Here is a 20,990-nt window from a genome sequence, read left to right as displayed (position 1 = left end):
ACCTCGTCGCAGGGAAGCCTCGACGGCTTCTCTGCAAAAAGGATGAAGATAGATGGCTGAAAAACTAAAAGTCGATCTGGTAACTCCCTATAAAAAGATCCTCTCCGAAGAGGTCGATGAGATTACGGCCACGGGTGCCCTCGGCGAGTTCAGCGTCCTCCCCGGCCACGCGCCGTTTCTCACCTCCCTGAAGATTGGCGAACTCACGTACAAAAAAGGCGGGCAGCTCTTCCATCTGGCCCTCAACTGGGGCTATTTCGAAGTGGAGGACGACAAGGTCACCGTACTCGTCGAGACCGCCGAGCGGGCAGACGAGATCGACCTGGAGCGGGCCAAGGCAGCCCTGGGGCGCGCTGAGGAAGCTCTTAAGCGTCTCAGCCCGGAAGACAAGAGCTACAAGGTCCAGGAAGCTGCCCTTGAGCGTGCCCTTGTCCGTATGCAGGTTGCGGGAAAGTCCACAAGGAAGTAACGAAACACCATTCACGTACCGAAGAGAGCGGCCATGCCGCTCTTTTTTTTTCACTGAAGCAGGGCCCGAATCCTGCTATGATTCCGCCATGTCAGATATCAAACCACGCATCGTCATAACCATGGGGGACCCCACCGGGGTCGGCCCCGAGATCATCGCCGCCGCCCTGTCCGATCCCCAGGTGAGGACGTGCTGTCGTCATCTGGTCATTGGCGACGCGGGCGCCATGGCCCGGGGAATTGCCGTTGCCGGCGCAGGGCTCAGGATCGAACGGGCGGATGCCATCATCCCGGACGATCCGGGCGAGGGGGTCCTCCGGCTCCGGGAGATTTCATCCCTCGGGGCCGAAGACATGCCCTACGGCCACCCCACCGTGGCCAGCGGCGACGCCATGTTCCACGCCATCTGCGAGGCGGCGCGGTTATGCCTTTCCGGAGACGCGGACGCCATGGCCACCGCGCCCATCAGCAAGGAGGCCCTGAACCGGGCCGGGCACCGGTATCCGGGGCACACGGAGCTTCTGGCCGAGCTGGCGGGGACGGAGCGGGTCGTCATGATGCTGGCTGGTTCGCGGCTGCGGGTTACCCTGGTCACCATCCACGAGGCCCTGGCGGACGTGCCGAATCTCGTGACCTTCGACAGGGTGCTGGAGACAATCCGGATCACCCACCGGGACGTGCACCGCTATTTCAAGAGAAATCCGCGCATCGCGGTCCTGGCCCTCAATCCCCACTGCGGCGAGGGGGGGATGTTCGGTGACGAGGAACCCCGGGTCATCGCGCCGGCCATCGGGGCGGCCCGTCAGGAAGGGATCGACGCGGTCGGTCCCCTCTCCGCCGACACCCTCTTCCATTTTGCCGTCCAGGGGGCCTACGACGCCGTGGTCTGCATGTACCACGACCAGGGGCTCATTCCCCTCAAGCTCCTTCATTTCGACGACGGGGCCAACGTGACCCTGGGGCTCCCCATCATCCGCACCTCCGTGGATCACGGCACCGCCTATGATCTCGCGGGGACCGGCCAAGCATCGGCCGAGAGCATGAAAGCGGCCATCCTCATGGCGGCGGAAATGGCGCGGGTGAAGGCAACGGGGGGCGGAGAACCGTGAACATCAAAAAACTGCTCTATCTGGCCATCGGGGCCGTGGTCGTCTATGGGGCATACATCGCCGTATCCCTCATGTTCCTGCCGTCGGTGGAGGAGCTGAAGAACCGGCGCATGAACATGACCATCCAGGTGAGGGACTGGCACGGGGAGTACCACCCCCTCACCGTGGGACCGAAGAACCGCTACTGGACCCCGTCAGGGAGCATTCCGGCGGAGATGAAGTGGGCGGTGATCCTTGCCGAGGACGCCAACTTCTACAAGCACGAGGGGATCGACGTGAAGGCGATAAAGAACGCCATCAAGTACGATCTCGAAAAGAAGAGCTTCGCCCGGGGGGCTTCCACCATCACCCAGCAGGTGGCCAAGAACCTGTTTCTTTCAAGGGAGAAGACCATCACCCGCAAGGTGAAGGAAATCGTCCTGGCCAAGCGGATGGAGGAGGAACTGACCAAGGGGCGGATCATCGAGCTCTATCTGAACGTGGTGGAGCTGGGGCCCATGGTCTACGGCATCGGCCACGGCGCCCGGTATTACTTCGGCAAGCCCGCCTCGGCCCTGACCCCCCGGGAGTGCGCCTTTCTCGCCTCCATGCTGCCGGGGCCCCGGGTGGCCTACAATCCTTACAAGAACCTGGACAAGGTGCTGAAACGCTCGAACATGATCCTGCGGCTGTTGCGGAACAAGGGGGTTCTCTCGGCCGGCGAGTATCAGCAGGCCATGGGGCAGGAGCCCAATATTGCCGGTCTCCAGCGTAAGGTGGACGTCAGCATCGAGAGGGTGGAGGCGGTCTTCGAGAATGTCACGGGTGTCACCGGGCCCCAGGAGCCGGTGCCCGCGCCGGTGACCGAGGGGGAAAGCTCCTCCCAGGAGGCGCCGGCAGCGACGCCGCCGCCGGAGCCGGCCGGAGCGGCGCCTGAGGGAGAGGGTGGGGCGGCAGCTCCGCCGGTTCAGGAGGAGCAGAAATAGGAAAGGGCGGGGTTTCCCCCGCCCTTTTTTGCGTCAATGGTGTGTTGTTACTGGTACTAAATGCGATACCCCTCGATGGCCGGGTCCGAATACTCGTTGGGGACGACGATGATCCGCTCTTCACCGTCGATCACCACCTTCACCCGGCAGTCGACGCCCGGCTCTGCCCGGGTGTAGCGCAGCAGGATCTTTGCGGAGGTCTCCAGGAGTCCGTCGTCCACCACGCCCATGAGGACGCCGAGGGGGCTCGACCCCTCGATCCAGCGGAGCGTCGCCTCGCCGGGCAGGATGTTGTGGGAGAGAAGCTCGTTTTCCGCCTCGTTGCGGCCGATGAGGGCCTTGGTCCGGGGACCGACCCGGAAGTGGCGCGCCACCTTCAGAAGGCGGAAATCCCGCAGGTTCAGCTGGTCCGAGTGGTCGAACACGTCCTTCACCTTGGAGACGAAGGATACCTCGGTCAGGAGGCAGCCGCCGGCGGGGCAGGGGTAGTTCTTCACGTCCAGATCTTCGGCCAGCTGCATCTGCTCCTTGCGGGAGCGCCCCTGGATGGCCAGGAGCTTCTCCCGGTCCACCCACCCTTCCTTTTCGGGTGTAGTCGGCTCGAAATGCTTGGCCGAGAGGGGTCGGAGCAGCAGCCCGGCCAGGCCGCTTTCACGCTCGATGATGTCGAGGGTGTGGCGGCGCTGGCTCATGGGGCGCTGGCCCAGCACCTCGCCGGTGATGACGAAGTCGGCGCCGCTTTCGGCCATGTGCTCCTTGGCCTTGCGGAGCAGAAAGATCCGGCAGTCGATGCAGGGATTCATCCCCTTGCCGTAGCCGTGCCGGGGCTTTCTGACCACCTCCAGGTAGTCCACACCCTTGTGCATCACCTTGATGGGGATGCCGAATTCCTCGGCCACGCGGATTGCTTCCGATTTGCATCCCGCGTTTTTTCCGGTACAGGTACAGAAGGGAGATGTGAAGTTGAGGGCTTCGACCTCAATCCCCTGCTCAAGCATGACCTTGACCGCAAGGGTGGAGTCGAGCCCCCCGGAGAGGAGGGCGAGGGCTTTTCTTTTCATGGAACGCTCCTGGGGCGCCATGACGGGCGTCGGCACATGCAGGGCCGGTCACGGAACCGAAAATTTTTCATGAGCCTACCACACGGCCCTTGACCCTGTAAAGGTTGAGGAGTTCGACAAGCCGAAAATATTCCTCAAGAATTGTGCTAACCCGACCGATTTAATCAAAAGGGAGGATCACCATGGAAAGCATCGTACGGCCGGGGTCCCTGGGGGACATACTCTTCCGGTGCCAGATAATCAGCGAAGACGACATTCGGGCAGCCCTCGACGAGCAGAAGGCATCGGGGTGCCGCTTTGGCGAGGCCCTCGTCAAGCAGGGGGTCGTTACCCAGGAGGACATCGACTGGGCCCTCTCCAACCAGCTCAACATTCCCTATGTTCGGCTCAAGCCGGCCATGGTGGATGAGGGGGCGGTGGCGCTGGTCCCGGCGCCCCTGGCGCGCCAGCACAACCTCATTCCCCTTATCGCCACCGGCGACGAGATCAGCATCGCCATCGCCGACCCCCTGAACGGCACCGCCATCGCGGCGGTGGAGAAGGCCGCCGGCTGCGCCGTGTCGGTGTCGGTGGGGCTTTTGCGGGAAATCCGCGAGATGCAGGAGCTCTTCTACGGGTCTCCGGAGGAGACCGACACCCTCGGCTTCCAGTCGGCCAGCTTCCCGGCCGCCGCCCTCACGGCCATCAACCACGACCTGACCGGCGCAAAATTTGTCGATTACCTTCTCCTCTTCGTGGTCCAGCAGAAGCTCTCGTCCCTCTCCCTGCAGCCCCTGGGGGATTCGGTGGCCGTGGTCTGCCGCCGGGGCGGGGTGGGGCGCGAGGTGGGGCGGCTCTCCCCCACCCACTACCCCGAGGTCGTCATGCGGGTGAAAAAACTGGGCAAACTGGTGGTGGGGGAGTTCGCCACGCGCGGGGTCTTCGCCTTTGGGTGGAAGGGGCGGACGATCCCGTTCCAGGTGGCGCTCCTGCGGGGGGAAGGGGGAGATTACCTCACCTTCAGGATGCGTGTTGACGCAGCTTTTCCCGACGCCGTGGCCGACATGGGGCTTCCGGATGCCACAGCGGCCCGCTTTGCGGAACTGGCTGCCGCAGGCCGGGGGATAGTGGTCGTGGGGGCCCGGGAAGAGGAGATGCGGGGCCGGCTCATGGAGCTCTACCTCCATGAGTGCGACACCGCCGGCAAGACAGTCATCATGGTGGGGAGCGGCCCGCCCCAAGGGGGGAGGCGCTTTCCCCGGGTACCGGTACCTGCCGGCACCGAGGTGGGTGCCGTGGTCATGGCGGCCCTTGAACACGATCCCGACATCCTGATCCTGGAGGATGTGGCCGACGGCAAGGTCTTCGCGGCCGCCTGCCGGGCTGCCCAACGGGGGACCCTCGTGGTGGCGGGGCTTGGCTGCGGTGACGGGGCCGGCGCCCTGCAGCAGCTCATCTCCTTCCGCGACAGGCACGTGCTCACCCCAGCCCATTTGCGGGGAATCATCGTCTGCGCCGGGGTGCGCACCCTCTGCCCCGACTGCCGCACGGCCGCCCCGTCCTCACCCGACGAGACGGAGCCCTCCTTCCGGGCGTCGGGGTGTCCGGCCTGCGGCCAGACCGGCTACGGGGGGACCCGCTTCCTCATGGACGTCATCACCTTCGACCAGCGGCTGCGGGAGTGCTTCGAGACGGTCCGCGATAGCAGCGAGGTGCTCGGTTTCCTGCGGGATCATGGCTGGCGGGGAATCGCCGAAGACGGGAGAAAGCTCCTTGCGGAGGGGGTCCTCTCCCGGGAAGATTACACAGCCTCCCTACTCAGCTGACGGAGACGGCATATGGCACGCATCGACACACTCTTTAAAATGCTCAAGGAACAGGGGGCCTCGGACCTCCACCTCTCCTCCGGGTCGCCCCCCATCTTCAGGCTCCACGGCGAGATGGCCCGCCAGAACTTCAAGCCCCTCACCAATGAGGAGTTGAAGGTCATCCTCTACGAGATCCTGACCGAGAAGCAGAAGGCCGACTTCGAGGCGCGCCACGACCTCGACTTTGCCTACGCCATCCCGGGGCTTGCCCGCTTCCGGGGCAACTATCTCATGACCCACCGGGGAATCGCCGCCGTCTTCCGTATCATTCCCAGCAAAATCCTCTCGGCCGACGATCTGGGGCTCCCCGAGGGGGTCCGGAAGATGACCATGTTCAAGAAGGGGCTCGTGCTGGTCACCGGCCCCACGGGGTCGGGGAAATCCACCACCCTGGCCGCCATGATCGACCTCATCAATATTACCCGCAAGGAGCACATCCTCACCCTGGAAGACCCCCTGGAGTTCATCCACGAGAACAAGATGTCGCTTTTGAACCAGCGCCAGATCGGCGAGCACTCCGACAGCTTCACCAATGCCCTCAGGGCGGCACTGCGGGAAGACCCCGACGTGATCCTCGTGGGGGAGATGCGGGATCTGGAGACCATCAGCCTCGCCATGAGCGCTGCCGAGACCGGCCACCTGGTCTTCGGGACCCTCCATACCAACTCGGCGTCCAAAACCATCGACCGGATCATCGACGTATTCCCCAAGGACGCCCAGGAGCAGACCCGCACCATGCTCTCCGAATCTCTCAAAGGGGTCGTCTGCCAGCAGCTTCTCAGGACCGCCGACGGCAAGGGGAGGGTGGCGGCCCTGGAGATCATGCTCGGCACCCCGGCCATCGGCAACCTGATCCGGGAGGGGAAGACCTTCCAGATCCCCTCCATCATCCAGACCGCCAAGCGGGACGGCATGCAGCTCATGGATCAGCACCTCCTGGACCTCTTGAAGATGAAGAAGATCAACCCCGAAGAGGCCCACCGCTGCTCCCAGGACAAAAAGCAGTTCGAGCAGTACCTGGCGGAGAAGCCGGCCCAGTAGAGCGTTTTTCCCTCAGACGGACTCCTCTTCCCGAGGGAAGGGGGCCCGCCTGAGGGATAGTCTCATGCAATCAGGCGCTCCACGAACTCCGTCATCAATCGCAGAACGACATCAGTCTGTTCATGGTGCGGAGTATGGCCGCACCTCTCCACCATCGCCTTCCGGATATCCCGTGCCTTTGCCGCGATCGAATCCACCTGCGCGACCGTGCCGTAGTTGTCTTCCGTCCCCTGCAGGAGCAGCACCGGACATTCTATGGATGGCAATGCATATTCGATATTCCAGTGCTTGAAACCCTCGCTGAGCCAGATGTCGGACCATGCCTTGAAGAGCCCCTCCGTCTTGTCTCCGTGATACCTGAAGAGTCCGCGCAATCCTCCCGCGTTGAAGGCATCCGTCGTGGCCCGGATGCCGGCCAGCGTCTCTTTCTCCACGAAAACATGGGCCGCCTCGCCGATGAACCCCTTCAGCCGCGGAGGTTTTTCTGCCGCGGCAATCAGGCCGATACTCCCCCCGTCCGAGTGGCCGATCAGAATGTAATCTTTCTCCGGGATCAGCCGTGCGATAACGTCAGGCAACTCGATCAGGGCAGAGCTGTGCAGAAAATGAATGTTCATGGGGCCAGCCAGCGGCGAGGAATTGCCGTAGCCGAGACGGTCGTAGACAATGCCGGGACAGCCGGTTTCCTGGCAGAGCCCATGGGGGAACCCCTTCCACATGGCCGTGGAACCGAGCCCCTCATGGAGAAAGATCAGGTGGGGGCGGTCCGGTTTCCCGTCGATCAACTCGTAGTATATCTGTCTGTTCTGGCCGAGATTCAGGTGCGGCATGGGAAAAGTTCTCCTTGTGCGTGGCGTGGTTTCAGGAAGCGGCCGACTCCACGGGCCACCCTTTCTTACAACTAATGCAGCCGTAAAAATACTGTCCGCTCCGGGGGCCGCTTTGGAACTGGCGGAGGCTCATCTCGGTGCCGCACTGGGGGCAACTTTTCGCCGTGGGCGTGGGAGCTGTGACGGTCGGCGAGGCAGAAGTTGTGCTGTCTGCGCCGGTGGAATCCTCCATCGGGCGGGTGCCGTTGCACTTCGGAAACGCCGTGCATCCCCAGAACTCGCGGCCTGCGTGGGCACCCTGGCGCGCCACCCGCGTCTTCATCTCCGCGCCGCATTTCGGGCATGAGGGAAAGCTGACCGCCGGTCGGGAATCTGCCGGAGTTCCCGGCGTTGTGGGCTTCTCCTGGGCCACGTGGATCATATCCCTGAGTTTGCGACCGTCGACCAACTCGATGTTCAGTCCCCGGACAAATGCCTTTGCCTCTTCGGTGTACTCGCCGGAGGTGACGAAGTACCCGCCAGCGGCCCCCCGAGAGGCCATCACCCCGTAAAACTCCCGCATCGGTTGCACCCCGACCTTGAATGCTTTCCACTGCTTGCACTGCACCAGATACGTCTCGGACTTCTGGCGGAGGATCAGGTCAATGCCGCCGTCGGGTCCGTTTCCTCCCTCCCTCGTAACCTGGAAGCCGGAGAGCCGGTAGTACTCGGCAACCAGCCGCTCGAAGTCTTCCCAACTCATTTCGTTCAGGGTGGAGAATCCCGGGCGTGATGCCACGGTGTTGTAAATCTTCTTCTGTCTGGCCGCGTTGATGGCCGACAACAACGCCGCAAGGCCAAAGGCGAAGGGAAGTACGTACTGGCCGAACGTCGCCAAGGTGGTAATGAGCCCCTTTACGAATGCATCGCCCATTTGGCCGGGGGCGACGGTTGGGGGCATCACGGGGCGCGAGGCCACCGCATGGAGCACGAAATACGATACCATCGCCAGCGAGAGACCGGCCCACCAAGGGAGTTTGCTGGTCACCAAGATTACATCTTCAAGAGGGCTAGTTTTCTGTCGGGCCATGGAAAGTTCCTTGCTCGTATGGTTGGTTATTTGTGTCAGCCGCAGTACGTGCCAGGCTCCGCTTCTCGGGCCTGACCGATGGCGGCAAGGGTGGCCAGGAGTTCAGCAACCTTGTCGGTGCGGGTGCGCAGGAAGGCTCGGGATAAGGTCTTGGCGATGACCGGACCGGCGGCGTCCGTCAGGGTTGGCGCGCTCTGCCGCGCCGGAGGCCTCCCAGCGGCGGAGGAAGTCGGCGACGATGGCGGAGGTGGCGGGTGCTTCGGGCATGGTTCCCCTAAGAAGGTCATGGCATGGCAAAAACAGAGTACGGGGGCGAGATTAGCGCACTTTGGGGCCATTGTCGAGGGTCGGGGGGATTCTGGCTCTCATTGCGGGTCAGGGGTGAAAAGGACTCAAAAAAACCTTGCCAAAACACTGAATCGCGTGATATACAAACGGCTTCTGTGTCGGGGCGTAGCGCAGCCTGGTAGCGCACCTGCTTCGGGAGCAGGGGGTCGGAAGTTCGAATCTTCTCGCCCCGACCATAAAGATCAAGGGGTTACGGCAAATGCTGTAACCCCTTTCTTCTTTTGTGGAACCTCTTGTGGAACCTTTATTTGTTCCAGCTTGTCTTTACTTGTTTAATCGACGCGCGCATGAGCTTTGACGCACTGCATTTGATGTTTGTGAATCCTGAGTGCTTCGAGACTTCTTTGGCTAAGTAATTAGCCATGGTCTCGAGATCATCATCCATGATGGTATCTCTATTCTTGGCAATTTCCCTTCCGAAGCGTTTCAGTAACCCCCCGAGCGTAAAGTCGTCGTCTCCTTCGCTCTCAAGCCCGCCAAGCCTATCATACAATCTGCTGCAATCAGGATAATGTCCGTAATTTTCGTGCAGGTTTTCTGCAATCGCACCAACAAGCGCACCCCATCCGCCATTCGGTAGAATCTTTCCGAGATCAGTTGCGCTCACTACCGAGGCCCTGATTGAACTCGACAGGAGGGGTTCGAGTGATTTGTCGCAGGTCAAGAGATAATTGAGTCGCCATTCATTGCTGTCGGGGCCGTTGCCGCAAAGCCAAAAAAATTGATTTTCAGATGTTTGCCCTTTTGCCGAGAAAACAATGCCAATTTCGCTGAAGAGGGCTGAGATGCCGTGGTTCATATCCACTGCAAGGTCTTGCAAATGTTTCGGATGGCCTGGAGCAATGGGCTTCCACAAGGCGTAATCCGGGGGATTTATGCCTTCCAGCAAATATTCAGCGCTCACCTCAAATAACGTTGCTAGCGCTAGAGCGGTGCGTCTGGTTGGCAGTTTGTCCTTTTCCCACAACATTACTGAAGCACGGCTTACATCTGCAAACTCTGCAAGTGTTTGCTGCGTAAAGCCATTTAAAATTCGGAGTATTTTGATTCGCTCTCCAGAAGTCATGACTGCAACGTAGCAAATCGGGGGCTAATATTTCAATGCTAAATTGAATGATAAAAAATATTGACAAAACGGCCCGCATTATTTAGCGTTGAATTCAACCTTAAATAAAGATGGGAGGCTCTATGGAACCACTTATTGCGGACAAGACGTTGCGTGAAGAAATCGTGGGTGTCTCGGCTGTGACCTGGTGGCATTATCGCAAAAACGGCATGCTTCCACCCGCGATAAAGTTCGGCAGGCGTTATTACTACCGTCAACAGGATGTTGAACGCTGGCTCGCGGAAAGAGTTGGGCGTACCGCCGAGTCGCAAGCTGAGTAGGTTCCTGGTATGTCTCTACTCGCCAGCGCTCACCAAAATCCAGAGCATGCCGAGTTGGTTTCGGGCATCGAACATCAGAACGATGTACTTCGTGCTCCTGTCACACCCCGGTGTGACCCCGGTATGAGTACAGTCAGACCGTGTGAGCCAGGCTTGGATTGTCTCTCAGGCGGCAAACATGCTGATTTTTCGATGAGAGCGGAGGGTATGACTTCTGTCAGTCGGGAGTCCGACCGTCATCGCACCCCCGTCACCCCACCGTGTGACCCCCTCATACCAAGGGGGCATACCCTCTCCAGGAAACAGGCTCTTGTGCTGAATGAGTTGATACACAATCCGTCCAGAATGACGAGTTACAGCATGATCGGGTCTGCGCTGGGGTTGTCAAAGCCGGCTGTCCGAGATGCCGTGGAAAAGTTGTGCTGCAAGGGGTATATTTCCCGGCCGGAGACTGTAAGAGACGGCGTCTTTCAGGGATTCCGGTATTGGCTTGATGTTGAATTGTGCCGGCAATTCGTCGATTCAGGCGGCGTAAGTAATGAAAAATTCCACGGCCCCTCTCACACCCATGTCACACCCCCTACTCATACGGTCCGACCCCCGTCATTCCCCCCTCACACCTCCTTTAGTAGTAGTTCTGAACAAAAACTAACTACTCATGCAGTGAATTTGGAAGATCCAGAGCTGAGATGGTGGAAAGAGCAGGGGTTACGCCCACGTCAGATTGAATCGTGGCTCGAAGAGTTCAAGATGACGGCAGACGAGCTCACCATTTCCCTCAGATATGCGCGCTTTGATGTTCTGGTCAACGAAATCAAGGTGGGTGGTGCGCCTATAAACAACGTTCTCAACTGGTTCTATCGGATTTTATCAAAAGCAGGAATGTATGCGCGGCCGGCAAACTACAAATCGCTTTATGAAATGCGGGCAGAGGCGTTACGGGCCCAGCTTCAGCAGGACGAGGAGGTTTGCCGGCAAATAAGGGAGCTCGAATGCGAGGCACAATTCAGGCAAATCATGTCCGATCCGGAGGGCGAAGACTACCAATCGCTCCTGTCGCAGGTTTCTGATTTCACAGTAAACCTGAACAGCAAGACCGTGCTGGAAAGAGAACTGAAGGATATTTTCCTCTCGAAGGTTGAGGAAGAACATAGTGTGCCAGGTAAATTTGACCTTCCCCCGCTTACTGAACCAGTTTTAGCTTAGGTTTTTCGGTCTTTTGTTCTTTCAAAAAGGTTCTCGAAAATTCTTCCGGTGTCATGTCGTTCAGTGAGCTATGGGGTCTTGCGGTGTTGTAATCCTGCCGCCAGCCTTCGATGATTTTCCGGGCGCAGTCCAAGCTGATAAATACATTGTCGTTCAAGCACTCATCCCGGAATTTGCCGTTAAAGCTTTCGATATAGGCATTCTGAGTCGGTTTGCCCGGTTGAATGAACCGCAACTTGACGTTGTTCTCGTAAGCCCACAGGTCAAGCGCCTTGCTGATAAACTCCGGGCCGTTGTCAACGGTGATCACTTCCGGCAGTCCTTTGGTCAGGGCAATTCGCTCCAGAACTCTGGTAACCCGTTTGCCGGTGATGGAGTGATCGACTTCCAAGACCGGGCACTCTTTGCTTAGATCATCGACAACGGTCAGCACCCGGAAGCGTCTGCCGTTGTAGAGGCTGTCCGATACGAAATCCATGGACCAGTGCTGATTGATTCTCTCGGGCCTGTCCATGATCCCCCTCAAGTGGCTGATACGTTTCCGGTTCTTCTTCCGGCGCAAAGAAAGCCCTTCTTCACGGTAGAGACGCTCGGTGCGTTTATGATTGATCAGATAGCCTTCCCGTCGCAGCAGCGTATGCAGGCGGGGAGAGCCGAACTTGCGGCGCTGTTCGGCAAGTTCACGCAGGCGTGCTCTGATCTCAGCATCGTTTTTTGGTTTCGCCTGGTACCGGCAACTGCTCCGGCACAGCCCTACGATAGTACAGGCCCGTCTCTCGCTGAACTGGAACCCTTCTTTGAGATGGGTCACGATGTTTCGCCGGGCGGCAGGCGTTACCACTTTTTTGAAAGTACATCCTTGATGGCTTTGTTCTCAAGCATGGCATCGGCAAGCATCTGCTTGAGCTTCTTGTTCTCGTCCTCGAGCTGTTTGAGGCGCTTGGCTTCGGAAACCTCCATGCCGCCGTACTTGCTGCGCCAGGTGTAAAAGGTGGCGTCGCTGATGCCATGCTGGCGGCATAGGTCAACGATCTTCATGCCGGCTTGGGCCTGTTTCAGGATGCCAATGATCTGTTCTTCGGTGAAGCGCCTTGGTTTCATGTCTAGCAGACCTTTGAAAAACAAATAGAGAAAAAGCCTGACTTTTGATAGTATTTTGCGCATAACGTGCTGTGATTACAGGAGAAAGTTATGCGCGGTTCTGCTGAAACCTTCGGTCCCATGTTTGTCTATGTCACCACGGAGCAGTTCGTCTCGAAAAATCATCCGCTCCGTTCGCTCAAGCCCTTGGTGGATGCTGCTCTTTCAAAACTCGATCGCGATTTCGATGCCCTGTATTCGAAAACCGGCAGACCCTCGGTTCCCCCGGAATATCTGCTGCGGGGGCTGGTTCTCCAGTTTGTCTACTCGATCCGCAGTCATGTTGTCCTGATGGATCGCGTCAAATCGGACATGGCCTTTCGCTGGTTCATCGGCCTTGCCATCGACGACAAGGTCTGGGATCAGAGCGTGTTCTCCTACAACCAGGACCGCCTGATCAAAGCGGACATCGGGCGTCGGTTCCTGGATGAAGTCACCAAGCAGGCTGCCGCAAAGGGGCTGCTCTCCAACGATCACTTCTCCGTCGACGGTACCCTGCTGGAGTCCCTTGCCTCCATCAAGAGTTTTCGGCCCAAGGATGACGACGATTCCGACAAGCCGGCCGGTAACTTCAAGGGAGAGAAGCTCTCCAACGAAACCCACCGCTCAACCACCGACCCCGATGCGCGGTTGAGCAAAAAGAGCAAGGGGTCATCCGCCAAGCTGTGCGTCATGGGTCATGCCCTGAGCGAGAACGATAACGGCTTCGTTACCCAGATCGAGGTGACCCATGCCGATGGTACCGCCGAGCGCCGCGCCGCCAAGCAGATGGTGAAGCGCCAGAAGGGGAACCGGGCAAAGCGCATCACCGTGGCTGCCGACAAAGGGTATGACACCCCTGACTTTGTCAAGGAGATGCGCAAACTCAAGGTTACGCCGCATGTCGCCAGCAAGAAGAAGGGGACCGCGGTTGACGGTCGCACCACCCGTCATGCAACCTACCGGCAGAGTATGAAGAACCGCAAGAAGATCGAAGAGTTCTTCGGTTGGGCCAAGGTCATCGCCGGGTTCCGCAAACTCCGGCATGTCGGGCTTGAGAAGATCAGATTCTACTTCACCCTGGCTGCCGGATGCTTCAACTTGGTGAAGATGAGAAATCTCATCGCCCAAACGTAGGTGAAGTGCACTCGGGATGCCGAAAAGTCATCGTAAAAGGGCAAAAACGAACAAAATATCGAGTCAAAGAGCAGAAAAACTAGCAAACATCGCTGAAAAAGCTCACCCAAATCAGCCCCGATTAGGTATCTGACGGGATGGCAGGGACTGAATGGGAGACTTTTTCAAAGGTCTGCTAGTCTCCTTCGGGAGGTTCTAGACCGAAATCACTAAGTTTGCAATGGATCAGTTCGCGGGGGGAAGGTCAAATTGACTTATATTACAAAGTAATAAATCAAAATTTGGCAAAAAACAGAGCCGTCTAAATGGCTTATATTTCTCTACGTAAAATACAGTATGAGAAATATAAATAAATAAGCCGCCAAGGAGAATGAAATGCAGGCTGTTGTTGGAGCTGCCGGCGAGGCAAGAGCCAAACTGGTGAGACTGATTTACGAGTCATACATGTCAGGATTGAGCGTGCTGGAGATCACCCGTATTATGGGAGCCAGAACCTCAGATTATTCCTATACGGTATTGAGGAAGGCGGGGGCGATTAGTCCTCTCAAACGCGGTAAACCGCCAAGCATTGACTTGCCCGCGGGTTTGAGTAGTGTTTTTGAACAGAAAAAATTTTCTTTTGTCAAATGGTGCAATTTCTGGAAATTCTCGCTGGATGAGGCTCTTGATGCTCTTAGGAAAAGCGATCTAGTTGGAGAGTCGGATAGAGTCTTGGAAATCCACCGTGCCTTCAAGAGAGATTTCCCTGACCACTATACCAAGCTGTATCCGGACAGCCCGTTCGCGTATCTCAGCGTGGTGCGCCTGAAGCAAGGGCTCGTGAGGGATGCAACAAAACTGGACTTGGGGGTTTGCTGGGATAGCGACCGGCACTGCTTTGTGGCAAAAATCGTTGACGAAGGGATTGAGGGGTATGGAGACTCTTGGGCAAAGGCCGTGGGGGACCTTGAGCAGGTCTGGTGGATTACAAAGTCGGTAAAAAGATTGACTGATGCGATCGACGATTTGCTCGCTGCCGTTCCGGACTGAACATAAAGGGCAAACAACCCGATTACATCAAGATTCGCAACGAAACCCGGCCCAGATGAAGACCTGGCGAATAGCCCACCTACAGCAGGGATATTCCGGGCTATCACGACAAATCGCGACGATTCGTGACAAATAGACTTGCGAATCGCGACATTTGGCGACAAAATGCATGTCGCGATTCGTCGCGAATGTTTTTTGCGAGGCAAGACATGACTGATACATTGCTACCCCCGCGGCAGAAAGAAATTCTCACGCTGCTGGCCCTTCACCCGGCGGGACTACACAGTGAAGGTATCCGCAGCGGCCTGCAAAATGCACCTCATATGCGCACAGTACAGCGGTGGCTTGCGGAGCTGGTGAGAGAGCGGCACATTGCCGCCGTTGGCAAAGGCAAGGCGACGGTCTACAGGCTGCTTGCGCCGGTTGACATGTCCGCGGCACTGCCGGAGCCGGGAACACCAGGAGCGGAAGGGGCCTACGAGACATACATTCCGCTTTCCGAAGAGGGGCGCGAGATATTTTCCTACGTTCGCCGCCCGCGGGGTGGACGAACTCCTGTCGGCTACGAGCAGGGATTCCTTGATGACTATATCCCCAACGTAACATGGTACCTGGGTGAGATGACTCGCAGGCACCTGCACCGCATTGGCGATACGGGAGAGATCGAAAGGCCGGCCGGAACCTACGGCAGGGCCATCCTCAACCGTCTCCTGATCGATCTTTCGTGGGCATCCAGCCGCCTGGAAGGGAATACCTACTCCCGCCTCGACACCATGAATCTGATCGAGTTCGGCCGTTACGCGGAAGGGAAGGATGCCCAGGAAGCCCAGATGATTCTCAACCACAAGGCGGCCATCGAGATGGTGGTGGATGAAGCGGAAACCGTCGGTTTCGATGCGCATACCTTTCTCAGCCTGCATGGCCTGCTCTCCGAAAACCTGATGCCGGACCCCGACGCCAGCGGTCGTCTGCGCACCCGTCCTGTTCAGATCGGGGGGACCGTTTTCGTGCCCCTTGCCGTGCCGCAGCGTATTGAGGAGTGTTTCAAGGAAATCCTCCGGAAGGCTTCAGAAATTCGCGATCCCTTCGAGCAGGCGTTTTTCATCCTGGTGCATATCCCCTATCTGCAACCGTTCGAGGACGTGAACAAGCGAGTATCCCGGCTTGGAGCAAACATCCCGTTGATCAGGCACAACCTCTGCCCTCTGACGTTCATCGACGTGCCGGATCGGGCGTACATTGATGCCCTGCTTGGGGTGTACGAGATGAACCGGGTAGAGCTGCTACGGGACCTGTTTGTCTGGGCATACGAGCGCTCGGCGAGGGAATACGTCGTCGTTCGCAAGAGCCTGGCGGAACCGGAACCGCTTCGGCTTCGGTATCGCATGCAGATGCAGGAACTGGTGGCGGATATCGTCCGCAACAAGCGGCTGGATGTCTCGGAGGCAGTTGGACGGTACGCGGAGGACGACATCGACGAGCAGGACCAGCCTGCTTTCATCGAGATGGTAGAGGATGAAATCAAGCGCCTCCACCCGGGGATTATTGCCCGCTATCGCCTCAGACCGTCGGAGTTTGCCGCGTGGCAGGAAGCGAGACGGCTGAAATAATATCAGCTTTCAAAGGGTCAACTGTCGGATATAACAGCTGACAGTGAATGAACGGGCTTTTCAACGACTGGTGAGGGAGGATGGATAATCATGAATCCAGCCGAAATCAAATTTACCGGGGACACGATCCTCTGTGAGCAAAGCACCCTGCTCGAGTTTTGGAAATGGGCCTTTTCTGATTTGTGCGATGATGACATCAAAGGCATCTTTGCTGAATGGATGGTGGGGCTGCTTCTCGGGTTGCCCCTGGCAAGGTCGCGTCGTGTATCTTGGGCGGATAGCGACATTATTTTGCCATCTGGGATCCGCATTGAAGTCAAGGCATCAGCCGTGTGGCAATCGTGGAAGCTCGTAAATGAGGATGGGAGCGCAAAGCCTCTCCCTGCTTCAACTGCAGTGGACCCAAGGCGAATCCGATTTGGGGGGCTCCAGGCGAGGAGCGCGGTCACGCCTGTTCCGGTTAACGATGAAAGTCGTTTCAAGTCGGACTACTACGTCTTTTGTATGCACATGCAGACAGACCCCGCTTCGTGGGGTGCATGGAACCTGGCGCACTGGGAGTTTTATTTTGTCAGTCGGCATGAGCTCGCTGGCGCCGGCATCGGCAAATCAGTTTCCTTGGCCAAACTGCGAGAGATTGTGAGGCCAATGACTGCCCGGCAGTTCCAACAACACGCAAGACAGCTTCTCGATCTCCCAAGCGGATCCCTCCTCTAGCCTTCTGATGGCTCGCGCTACTAGGCTCTTCCGGCGTAGTTATGAGGCTTTTAATATTGTGGGCATTTTGACGGATGATACGTTGGGGCGAACCGTGAAAGTTACGCTTTTTATCGAAGGAACCTTCATTGAGAAGAGTAGCGACTTCTTGCAGAAGATGCACGCTCCATACAGGTGTCCATAACGCTTGCCCTTGGCAGCTTATTTCTATGGCGGCAAAGCTGTGTTCTAAAGTGCTGACCAGCGACTTTGCTGGTCACGTCTGCTACACGCCAGGCCTGCGTCGAAGTGATCGGTGAAACCAGTGCGAAGCTCATCGGAGATAGGGGCGTGCACAGGTTCAGGCCACTGCCTCGCATGCTGCCGCACTGAGCCACTACCAGCCAGTTGCTGTGCCCGGTTATGACACATGCCTGTGCAAGCATCAAATTCAGCAGCATTAAATCCGAAGGGGGTCTCGAGAGAACATGAATAAACCTCCAATCCGTATTGAGGAAGATGCATCAGGGTGGACCGTCACGGTCAACGGGCAGGAGTTTTCCGGCTATATTGTCGATTCACGATGCGATACCTGTCACTCGGTGATCGTCTACGACATGTTTTATGATTCGATGTTCTGCCCTGTGTGCAACGAGTGGACGGAAAAGTATCCGATGTGCACGGATGAGGACTGCCCTTTCTGTAGCAAGAAACGTCCTGAACGGCCGCTTCGGGAAACGGAAGAGGGTGCTCCGGCCCCAGAGTTGCCGTTTGTAATCGTACAAATGCCCTGATTCTTCGTTATGCCTCAGTTAACGGGGGAAAGAAGGGGCACGGTAGGTCCATGGCATCCATAGTCCGTAGCTCCCTCGGCATGGCATTATCCAATGGGACATTCAGGTAACGGCGCAAGAGAGATGACCCCACAGCTGATCCAGTTCACCGCAACGCCACGTACCGGCTTGCATGACTGGGCACTGCCAAGGGCCGCGGCGTAGCAGCGAAGCTGCGGCAGGTAATGGAGGAACCGGTTGTTGAAGTCATCGGTCTGGTCTGATTTGTGATCGATGACCCAGAAGCCGTCAGCGGTTTCCACGAACATATCAGCGGTTCCAGTGACAACCGTGCCGTTTTCATCGAGGGTCAGAATCGGGATTTCCGATTCCAGTCCCACCGGCGGCAGTTCCTGGTCCAGCCAGGCATCGAAGGCCGCAACCACAGTGGAAATGGCTGTTATCTGCTCCTCGCTCAAGGCCATGTCGACAGCATCCTGCAAGAGATTGCGCCGTTCCGCGTGTCCGCTCAACAGCTCGAAGCAGCGATGGAGCAATGTTCCCCGTGACGCGGCATCCAGGCCGGGGAATTCGCACTGCAGGCCACTGCCGTACCTGACGAGGCGCACCTCCGGCAATGCGGAAACGGGCATCCCCTCGAGGGAGGAAGGGGTTGTCGCCTCGGGGGTCAGGTTTTCCGGCATCTCTTGTGGGACAATCGCAACTCTGCCATATGCCGGCAGGGCGGCGCCGGCGCGGGTTCCCTCAATCTCTGCCGCTTCCGGTCTGACAGTGGTAATTGTGCAGGTGACCGCATCGCCCGCAACACGCATCATATCCTTCTCCAGATCAAGCCCTGCCGATGAAACGAGCAGATCCCAATAGCTGTCGCCGGCTTTTCCCCTCTTGTACTCAGGCCATTCGAGGACAACCTTCTCCCGCGCCCGGGTAAGGGCCACGTAGAGAAGCCTCGTTGCGGTGTTCTTCGCGCCTTCCAGCAGGTTGGCCCTGAAGGCATCGCATGTTTCCGGGGCATCGAAGGCGGGGTGGATTTCTATCCGCGCACTGTCAAGCAGAGCATCCAGTTCGCTGAAATCGTTGTAGACGACCCGTGTCTCCGGCAGGCGGGGGTGGTAGCTCCTGTCCATGCCGCAGACGGCAACGACGGGCCATTCCTGCCCCTTCGACTTGTGCCAGGTGGTGAGAACCACGGCATCTTCGTCGATGACAGTCGCTTCCGGCTGCGTGTTTTCCCGCTCGATCCGGCCTTTCAGCCAGGCCAGGAAGGTCTTGACGTCCGAACCGTAATAGCCGCCGCAGGCCATGGCGTCGCGATTTGCGTTCCGGAACTCACGGCATTCCTCCTCAAGGCGCAGCAGGTTGGCCCGAACCAGTCCGGCGTCGGGCCACCGGGTAATGGTGCCGTAGAGGTCGAGGGCGGCGATGATATCGACCAGGAGATCCTCCACGTGGCGGTCCTGGCGTCCGTTCGCCACGGCGTACAGTTTTTCCAGCACCGGATCGGAAATTTTGTCGCGGTCCATCAGCTCTGTAAGGGCGGACTTCAGGGTATGGCTGCCAAGCTCCGTTACGGCCAGGTAGAGGGCGGCGTGCCGGTCTCCGGGATCTGCCACGAAGCTGAGGGCATTACACCCCAGCTGGACGATTCGTGATTCATGCCATCCCCCCTGGGCTATTTTGCAGCGGATTCCTGCATCTCTCAAGGCGGCAGCGTAGGTTTGCAGCCGCTTGTTGGTGGGGCAGATGATGGCGATATCGCCCCCCCGAAGCCTGCGATGCTCTTTCCGGTGCCGGTCGAATATCTCGATGCCGCTGTCCAGCAAGCAGGTCAGGTGAGCAGTGGTATGGGATGCCCAGACGCTCTCCGACAGGGTCTTGTCTCCCGCCAGGATCACATCGAGGGGAGGAACCACCGTGCTGGTGTAGTCTGCCTCCGCCGTAAGCGGCGTGTAGTCATCAAAAAGCCCGGTGCCCACCAGATTGATCCAGTGCATCAGTTGCCTGGATGAGCGGTAGTTTCCGGTCTGGGGCCTGGTTGCCGAAGGATGGCGATTGACCAGCTCCTGCATGAGGCGGGGGTCTGCCCCCTGAAAGCCCATGATGGCCTGTTTCAGATCACCCACGATGATGGTTTCAACGCCCTTGCGGGTAAGGGACCAGAGGAGGGAGAACTGCAACGGGTTGGTATCCTGAAATTCATCCACCACCAGACAGTCGACCCTTTCCCGGAAGGCTTCGGCAGCCGCCTGGTTAGTGCACAAAAGGCCATGGGCCAGGGACAGCATGTCGGTGAAATCCACAAGCCCCCGCTGCTGCTTTTCCTCGCCATAGCGGTTCAGGCACTCGGAAGCAGACTGGATAAGAGCCGTGGCGTGGTTCAGGGCATCCTGCAACGGGCCGGGATGCAGAGGCAGAGCATGGGCCGCAGCCATGACCTCTTCAGCCAGGCCGTCATACCCCGCGGGCAGCTTGGTGGTACGATTGGAAACCCGCAGCTTGCGCAGCGACTTCCAGAGCTTCCAGTCAGTGTCCAGCGCCCTGCCGCCGGAGGCGTGGCGCAGTTGATGGAAATTGGCGCGCAGTTCCTCACGGGCTGATTTCACGGCGCTGTAGTCAGGCGACAGGTCTTTCGGAAACTCCCTCAGCAGGGCCTCTACGGCGGAAAGAAGGACTGCCTTCAGGTGTTCGGCAGACCGGGTGTCGCCGTAAAGCCTGCGAATCGCATCCTCGGCCGGCGCAATGAGGTCGGCCGCCGTTCCCGTCCTCCCTATGCCCCGCAGCGTGCCGATAAAGGAAAGCATCCGCCCTCGGAAAGACTCTTCCGCGGTCGCGTTATTGCTGAAATTGTAGCGGTATCCGTATTGATCGAGATTCTCCATCAGGGCGGAAGCGTCATCAGAATGGGCCAGGGCGCGACTTACCAGCATCCCCTGTTCATCGTCATTCAGCATGCGGGGTGAGGGAGACATGCCGCCGTCAAAAGCGAATTCCGTGATAAGGCGCAGACCGAAACCGTGAATGGTCGTGATATACGCCTGATCAAGTTTCTGGGCCTGCTCCAGCAGGTTTCTCCCTATCAACGCTGCCCGTATCCTGCTCCTCAACTCGGCGGCGGCTGATTCGGTAAAGGTGACGGCCACGATCTTTTCCGGGGCGAGGCCGTTCTCTATCCGCCTGGCAAGCTCGTTCTGCAGGAAATAGGTCTTGCCCGAGCCTGCCCCGGCGGGGACGATGGTGAGGTTTGGCAATGTCATGGTCTGTCCTTGTGATTCAGG

At 58.3% G+C, this 20,990-nt stretch carries 19 protein-coding genes, 1 tRNA gene and 1 pseudogene; 14 read left to right on the top strand and 7 right to left on the bottom strand.

Features of this window, described 5'->3' with window-relative positions; genetic code table 11:
• The first annotated feature begins 52 nt into the window (after window positions 1-52).
• From RCH91_RS11430 to RCH91_RS11420, 3 genes are all read left to right on the top strand, one after another.
• Complete coding sequence (locus tag RCH91_RS11430; protein WP_306535073.1) at window positions 53-469, top strand: F0F1 ATP synthase subunit epsilon; 417 nt, start codon at window positions 53-55, stop codon at window positions 467-469.
• Between the two features lie 88 nt (window positions 470-557).
• Window positions 558-1,577 (top strand): 4-hydroxythreonine-4-phosphate dehydrogenase PdxA, encoded by a 1,020-nt coding sequence (pdxA, locus tag RCH91_RS11425; RefSeq protein WP_306535072.1) that lies wholly within the window; start codon window positions 558-560, stop codon window positions 1,575-1,577.
• Entirely contained in the window at window positions 1,574-2,542 is a 969-nt protein-coding gene (locus RCH91_RS11420; protein ID WP_306535071.1) for a transglycosylase domain-containing protein, read from the top strand. The genes pdxA and RCH91_RS11420 overlap by 4 nt, the downstream gene beginning before the upstream one ends.
• 56 nt (window positions 2,543-2,598) lie before the next feature.
• On the opposite strand, the gene RCH91_RS11415 is transcribed toward RCH91_RS11420, so the two are convergent.
• Window positions 2,599-3,603: a hypothetical protein gene (locus RCH91_RS11415; RefSeq protein ID WP_306535070.1), complete on the bottom strand. Its 1,005-nt coding sequence runs from the start codon at window positions 3,601-3,603 to the stop codon at window positions 2,599-2,601.
• A gap of 182 nt (window positions 3,604-3,785) precedes the next feature.
• Here RCH91_RS11415 and RCH91_RS11410 point away from each other — a divergent pair, with 182 nt between their 5' ends.
• A complete protein-coding gene (locus RCH91_RS11410) occupies window positions 3,786-5,408 on the top strand; it encodes an ATPase, T2SS/T4P/T4SS family (protein ID WP_306535069.1) in 1,623 nt (540 codons plus the stop codon).
• A gap of 12 nt (window positions 5,409-5,420) precedes the next feature.
• A complete protein-coding gene (locus RCH91_RS11405) occupies window positions 5,421-6,491 on the top strand; it encodes a type IV pilus twitching motility protein PilT (RefSeq protein ID WP_306535068.1) in 1,071 nt (356 codons plus the stop codon).
• Between the two features lie 62 nt (window positions 6,492-6,553).
• On the opposite strand, the gene RCH91_RS11400 is transcribed toward RCH91_RS11405, so the two are convergent.
• The 3 genes from RCH91_RS11400 to RCH91_RS11390 form a co-directional block, all read right to left on the bottom strand.
• On the bottom strand, window positions 6,554-7,321 hold the full coding sequence (locus RCH91_RS11400) for an alpha/beta fold hydrolase (protein ID WP_306535067.1): 768 nt from the start codon (window positions 7,319-7,321) through the stop codon (window positions 6,554-6,556).
• 31 nt (window positions 7,322-7,352) lie between these two features.
• Window positions 7,353-8,348 carry a restriction endonuclease gene (locus RCH91_RS11395; RefSeq protein WP_306535066.1) on the bottom strand — a complete coding sequence of 332 codons (996 nt, stop codon included), beginning with the start codon at window positions 8,346-8,348 and terminating at the stop codon, window positions 7,353-7,355.
• Window positions 8,349-8,425: 77 nt separating this feature from the next.
• Window positions 8,426-8,677 carry a hypothetical protein gene (locus tag RCH91_RS11390; RefSeq protein WP_306535065.1) on the bottom strand — a complete coding sequence of 84 codons (252 nt, stop codon included), beginning with the start codon at window positions 8,675-8,677 and terminating at the stop codon, window positions 8,426-8,428.
• A 160-nt stretch (window positions 8,678-8,837) separates the two neighbouring features.
• Here RCH91_RS11390 and RCH91_RS11385 point away from each other — a divergent pair.
• Window positions 8,838-8,914, top strand: a tRNA-Pro gene (locus RCH91_RS11385).
• Window positions 8,915-8,982: 68 nt separating this feature from the next.
• Here RCH91_RS11385 and RCH91_RS11380 read toward each other — a convergent pair.
• The gene (locus tag RCH91_RS11380) at window positions 8,983-9,804 is read right to left on the bottom strand and encodes a helix-turn-helix transcriptional regulator (RefSeq protein ID WP_306535064.1); all 822 of its coding nucleotides are present in this window, start codon (window positions 9,802-9,804) and stop codon (window positions 8,983-8,985) included.
• 122 nt (window positions 9,805-9,926) lie between these two features.
• Here RCH91_RS11380 and RCH91_RS11375 point away from each other — a divergent pair, with 122 nt between their 5' ends.
• From RCH91_RS11375 to RCH91_RS11370, 3 genes and pseudogenes are all read left to right on the top strand, one after another.
• Entirely contained in the window at window positions 9,927-10,124 is a 198-nt protein-coding gene (locus RCH91_RS11375) for an AlpA family transcriptional regulator (RefSeq protein ID WP_207164662.1), read from the top strand.
• A 9-nt stretch (window positions 10,125-10,133) separates the two neighbouring features.
• Window positions 10,134-10,577, top strand: a pseudogene (locus RCH91_RS21470) (MarR family transcriptional regulator); the annotation flags it as partial.
• Window positions 10,578-10,874: 297 nt separating this feature from the next.
• On the top strand, window positions 10,875-11,330 hold the full coding sequence (locus tag RCH91_RS11370; protein ID WP_306535063.1) for a hypothetical protein: 456 nt from the start codon (window positions 10,875-10,877) through the stop codon (window positions 11,328-11,330).
• Here RCH91_RS11370 and RCH91_RS11365 read toward each other — a convergent pair.
• A protein-coding gene (locus RCH91_RS11365; RefSeq protein ID WP_306535062.1) for an IS3 family transposase occupies window positions 11,308-12,431 on the bottom strand; the annotation gives its coding sequence in 2 pieces (ribosomal slippage) (window positions 11,308-12,179 and window positions 12,179-12,431; 1,125 coding nt in all). The two genes, RCH91_RS11370 and RCH91_RS11365, sit on opposite strands and share 23 nt — an antisense overlap.
• Window positions 12,432-12,521: 90 nt before the next feature.
• On the opposite strand from RCH91_RS11365, the gene RCH91_RS11360 reads away from it, so the two are divergent.
• The 5 genes from RCH91_RS11360 to RCH91_RS11340 all read left to right on the top strand — a co-directional run bounded on the left by RCH91_RS11360 (window position 12,522) and on the right by RCH91_RS11340 (window position 17,715).
• Complete coding sequence (locus tag RCH91_RS11360; RefSeq protein ID WP_306535061.1) at window positions 12,522-13,586, top strand: IS5 family transposase; 1,065 nt, start codon at window positions 12,522-12,524, stop codon at window positions 13,584-13,586.
• 375 nt (window positions 13,587-13,961) lie between these two features.
• Window positions 13,962-14,615: a hypothetical protein gene (locus RCH91_RS11355; RefSeq protein ID WP_207164664.1), complete on the top strand. Its 654-nt coding sequence runs from the start codon at window positions 13,962-13,964 to the stop codon at window positions 14,613-14,615.
• Window positions 14,616-14,938: 323 nt separating this feature from the next.
• On the top strand, window positions 14,939-16,225 hold the full coding sequence (locus RCH91_RS11350) for a Fic family protein (RefSeq protein WP_306535060.1): 1,287 nt from the start codon (window positions 14,939-14,941) through the stop codon (window positions 16,223-16,225).
• Between the two features lie 90 nt (window positions 16,226-16,315).
• Window positions 16,316-16,942 (top strand): hypothetical protein, encoded by a 627-nt coding sequence (locus RCH91_RS11345; RefSeq protein WP_306535059.1) that lies wholly within the window; start codon window positions 16,316-16,318, stop codon window positions 16,940-16,942.
• 467 nt (window positions 16,943-17,409) lie between these two features.
• Complete coding sequence (locus RCH91_RS11340; protein WP_306535058.1) at window positions 17,410-17,715, top strand: hypothetical protein; 306 nt, start codon at window positions 17,410-17,412, stop codon at window positions 17,713-17,715.
• 86 nt (window positions 17,716-17,801) lie between these two features.
• Here RCH91_RS11340 and RCH91_RS11335 read toward each other — a convergent pair whose 3' ends face one another.
• Entirely contained in the window at window positions 17,802-20,969 is a 3,168-nt protein-coding gene (locus RCH91_RS11335; RefSeq protein ID WP_306535056.1) for an exodeoxyribonuclease V subunit beta, read from the bottom strand.
• Between the last annotated feature and the right edge of the window lie 21 nt (window positions 20,970-20,990).

This window comes from Geobacter sp. (genome assembly GCF_030834625.1).
Taxonomy (GTDB): domain Bacteria; phylum Desulfobacterota; class Desulfuromonadia; order Geobacterales; family Geobacteraceae; genus Geobacter.
Note: the sequence above shows the minus strand (reverse complement) of the source record. Positions and strands in the feature narration are given on the sequence as shown.

Bases quoted from the DNA above. Each gene is read 5' to 3' on its own strand.
- RCH91_RS11430 (WP_306535073.1), top strand. From the start codon at position 53: ATGGCTGAAAAACTAAAAGTCGATCTGGTAACTCCCTATAAAAAGATC.
- pdxA (WP_306535072.1), top strand. From the start codon at position 558: ATGTCAGATATCAAACCACGCATCGTCATAACCATGGGGGACCCCACC.
- RCH91_RS11415 (WP_306535070.1), bottom strand. From the start codon at position 3,603: ATGAAAAGAAAAGCCCTCGCCCTCCTCTCCGGGGGGCTCGACTCCACC.
- RCH91_RS11410 (WP_306535069.1), top strand. From the start codon at position 3,786: ATGGAAAGCATCGTACGGCCGGGGTCCCTGGGGGACATACTCTTCCGG.
- RCH91_RS11405 (WP_306535068.1), top strand. From the start codon at position 5,421: ATGGCACGCATCGACACACTCTTTAAAATGCTCAAGGAACAGGGGGCC.
- RCH91_RS11400 (WP_306535067.1), bottom strand. From the start codon at position 7,321: ATGCCGCACCTGAATCTCGGCCAGAACAGACAGATATACTACGAGTTG.
- RCH91_RS11390 (WP_306535065.1), bottom strand. From the start codon at position 8,677: ATGACCTTCTTAGGGGAACCATGCCCGAAGCACCCGCCACCTCCGCCA.
- RCH91_RS11380 (WP_306535064.1), bottom strand. From the start codon at position 9,804: ATGACTTCTGGAGAGCGAATCAAAATACTCCGAATTTTAAATGGCTTT.
- RCH91_RS11375 (WP_207164662.1), top strand. From the start codon at position 9,927: ATGGAACCACTTATTGCGGACAAGACGTTGCGTGAAGAAATCGTGGGT.
- RCH91_RS11370 (WP_306535063.1), top strand. From the start codon at position 10,875: ATGACGGCAGACGAGCTCACCATTTCCCTCAGATATGCGCGCTTTGAT.
- RCH91_RS11360 (WP_306535061.1), top strand. From the start codon at position 12,522: ATGCGCGGTTCTGCTGAAACCTTCGGTCCCATGTTTGTCTATGTCACC.
- RCH91_RS11355 (WP_207164664.1), top strand. From the start codon at position 13,962: ATGCAGGCTGTTGTTGGAGCTGCCGGCGAGGCAAGAGCCAAACTGGTG.
- RCH91_RS11350 (WP_306535060.1), top strand. From the start codon at position 14,939: ATGCGCACAGTACAGCGGTGGCTTGCGGAGCTGGTGAGAGAGCGGCAC.
- RCH91_RS11345 (WP_306535059.1), top strand. From the start codon at position 16,316: ATGAATCCAGCCGAAATCAAATTTACCGGGGACACGATCCTCTGTGAG.
- RCH91_RS11340 (WP_306535058.1), top strand. From the start codon at position 17,410: ATGAATAAACCTCCAATCCGTATTGAGGAAGATGCATCAGGGTGGACC.
- RCH91_RS11335 (WP_306535056.1), bottom strand. From the start codon at position 20,969: ATGACATTGCCAAACCTCACCATCGTCCCCGCCGGGGCAGGCTCGGGC.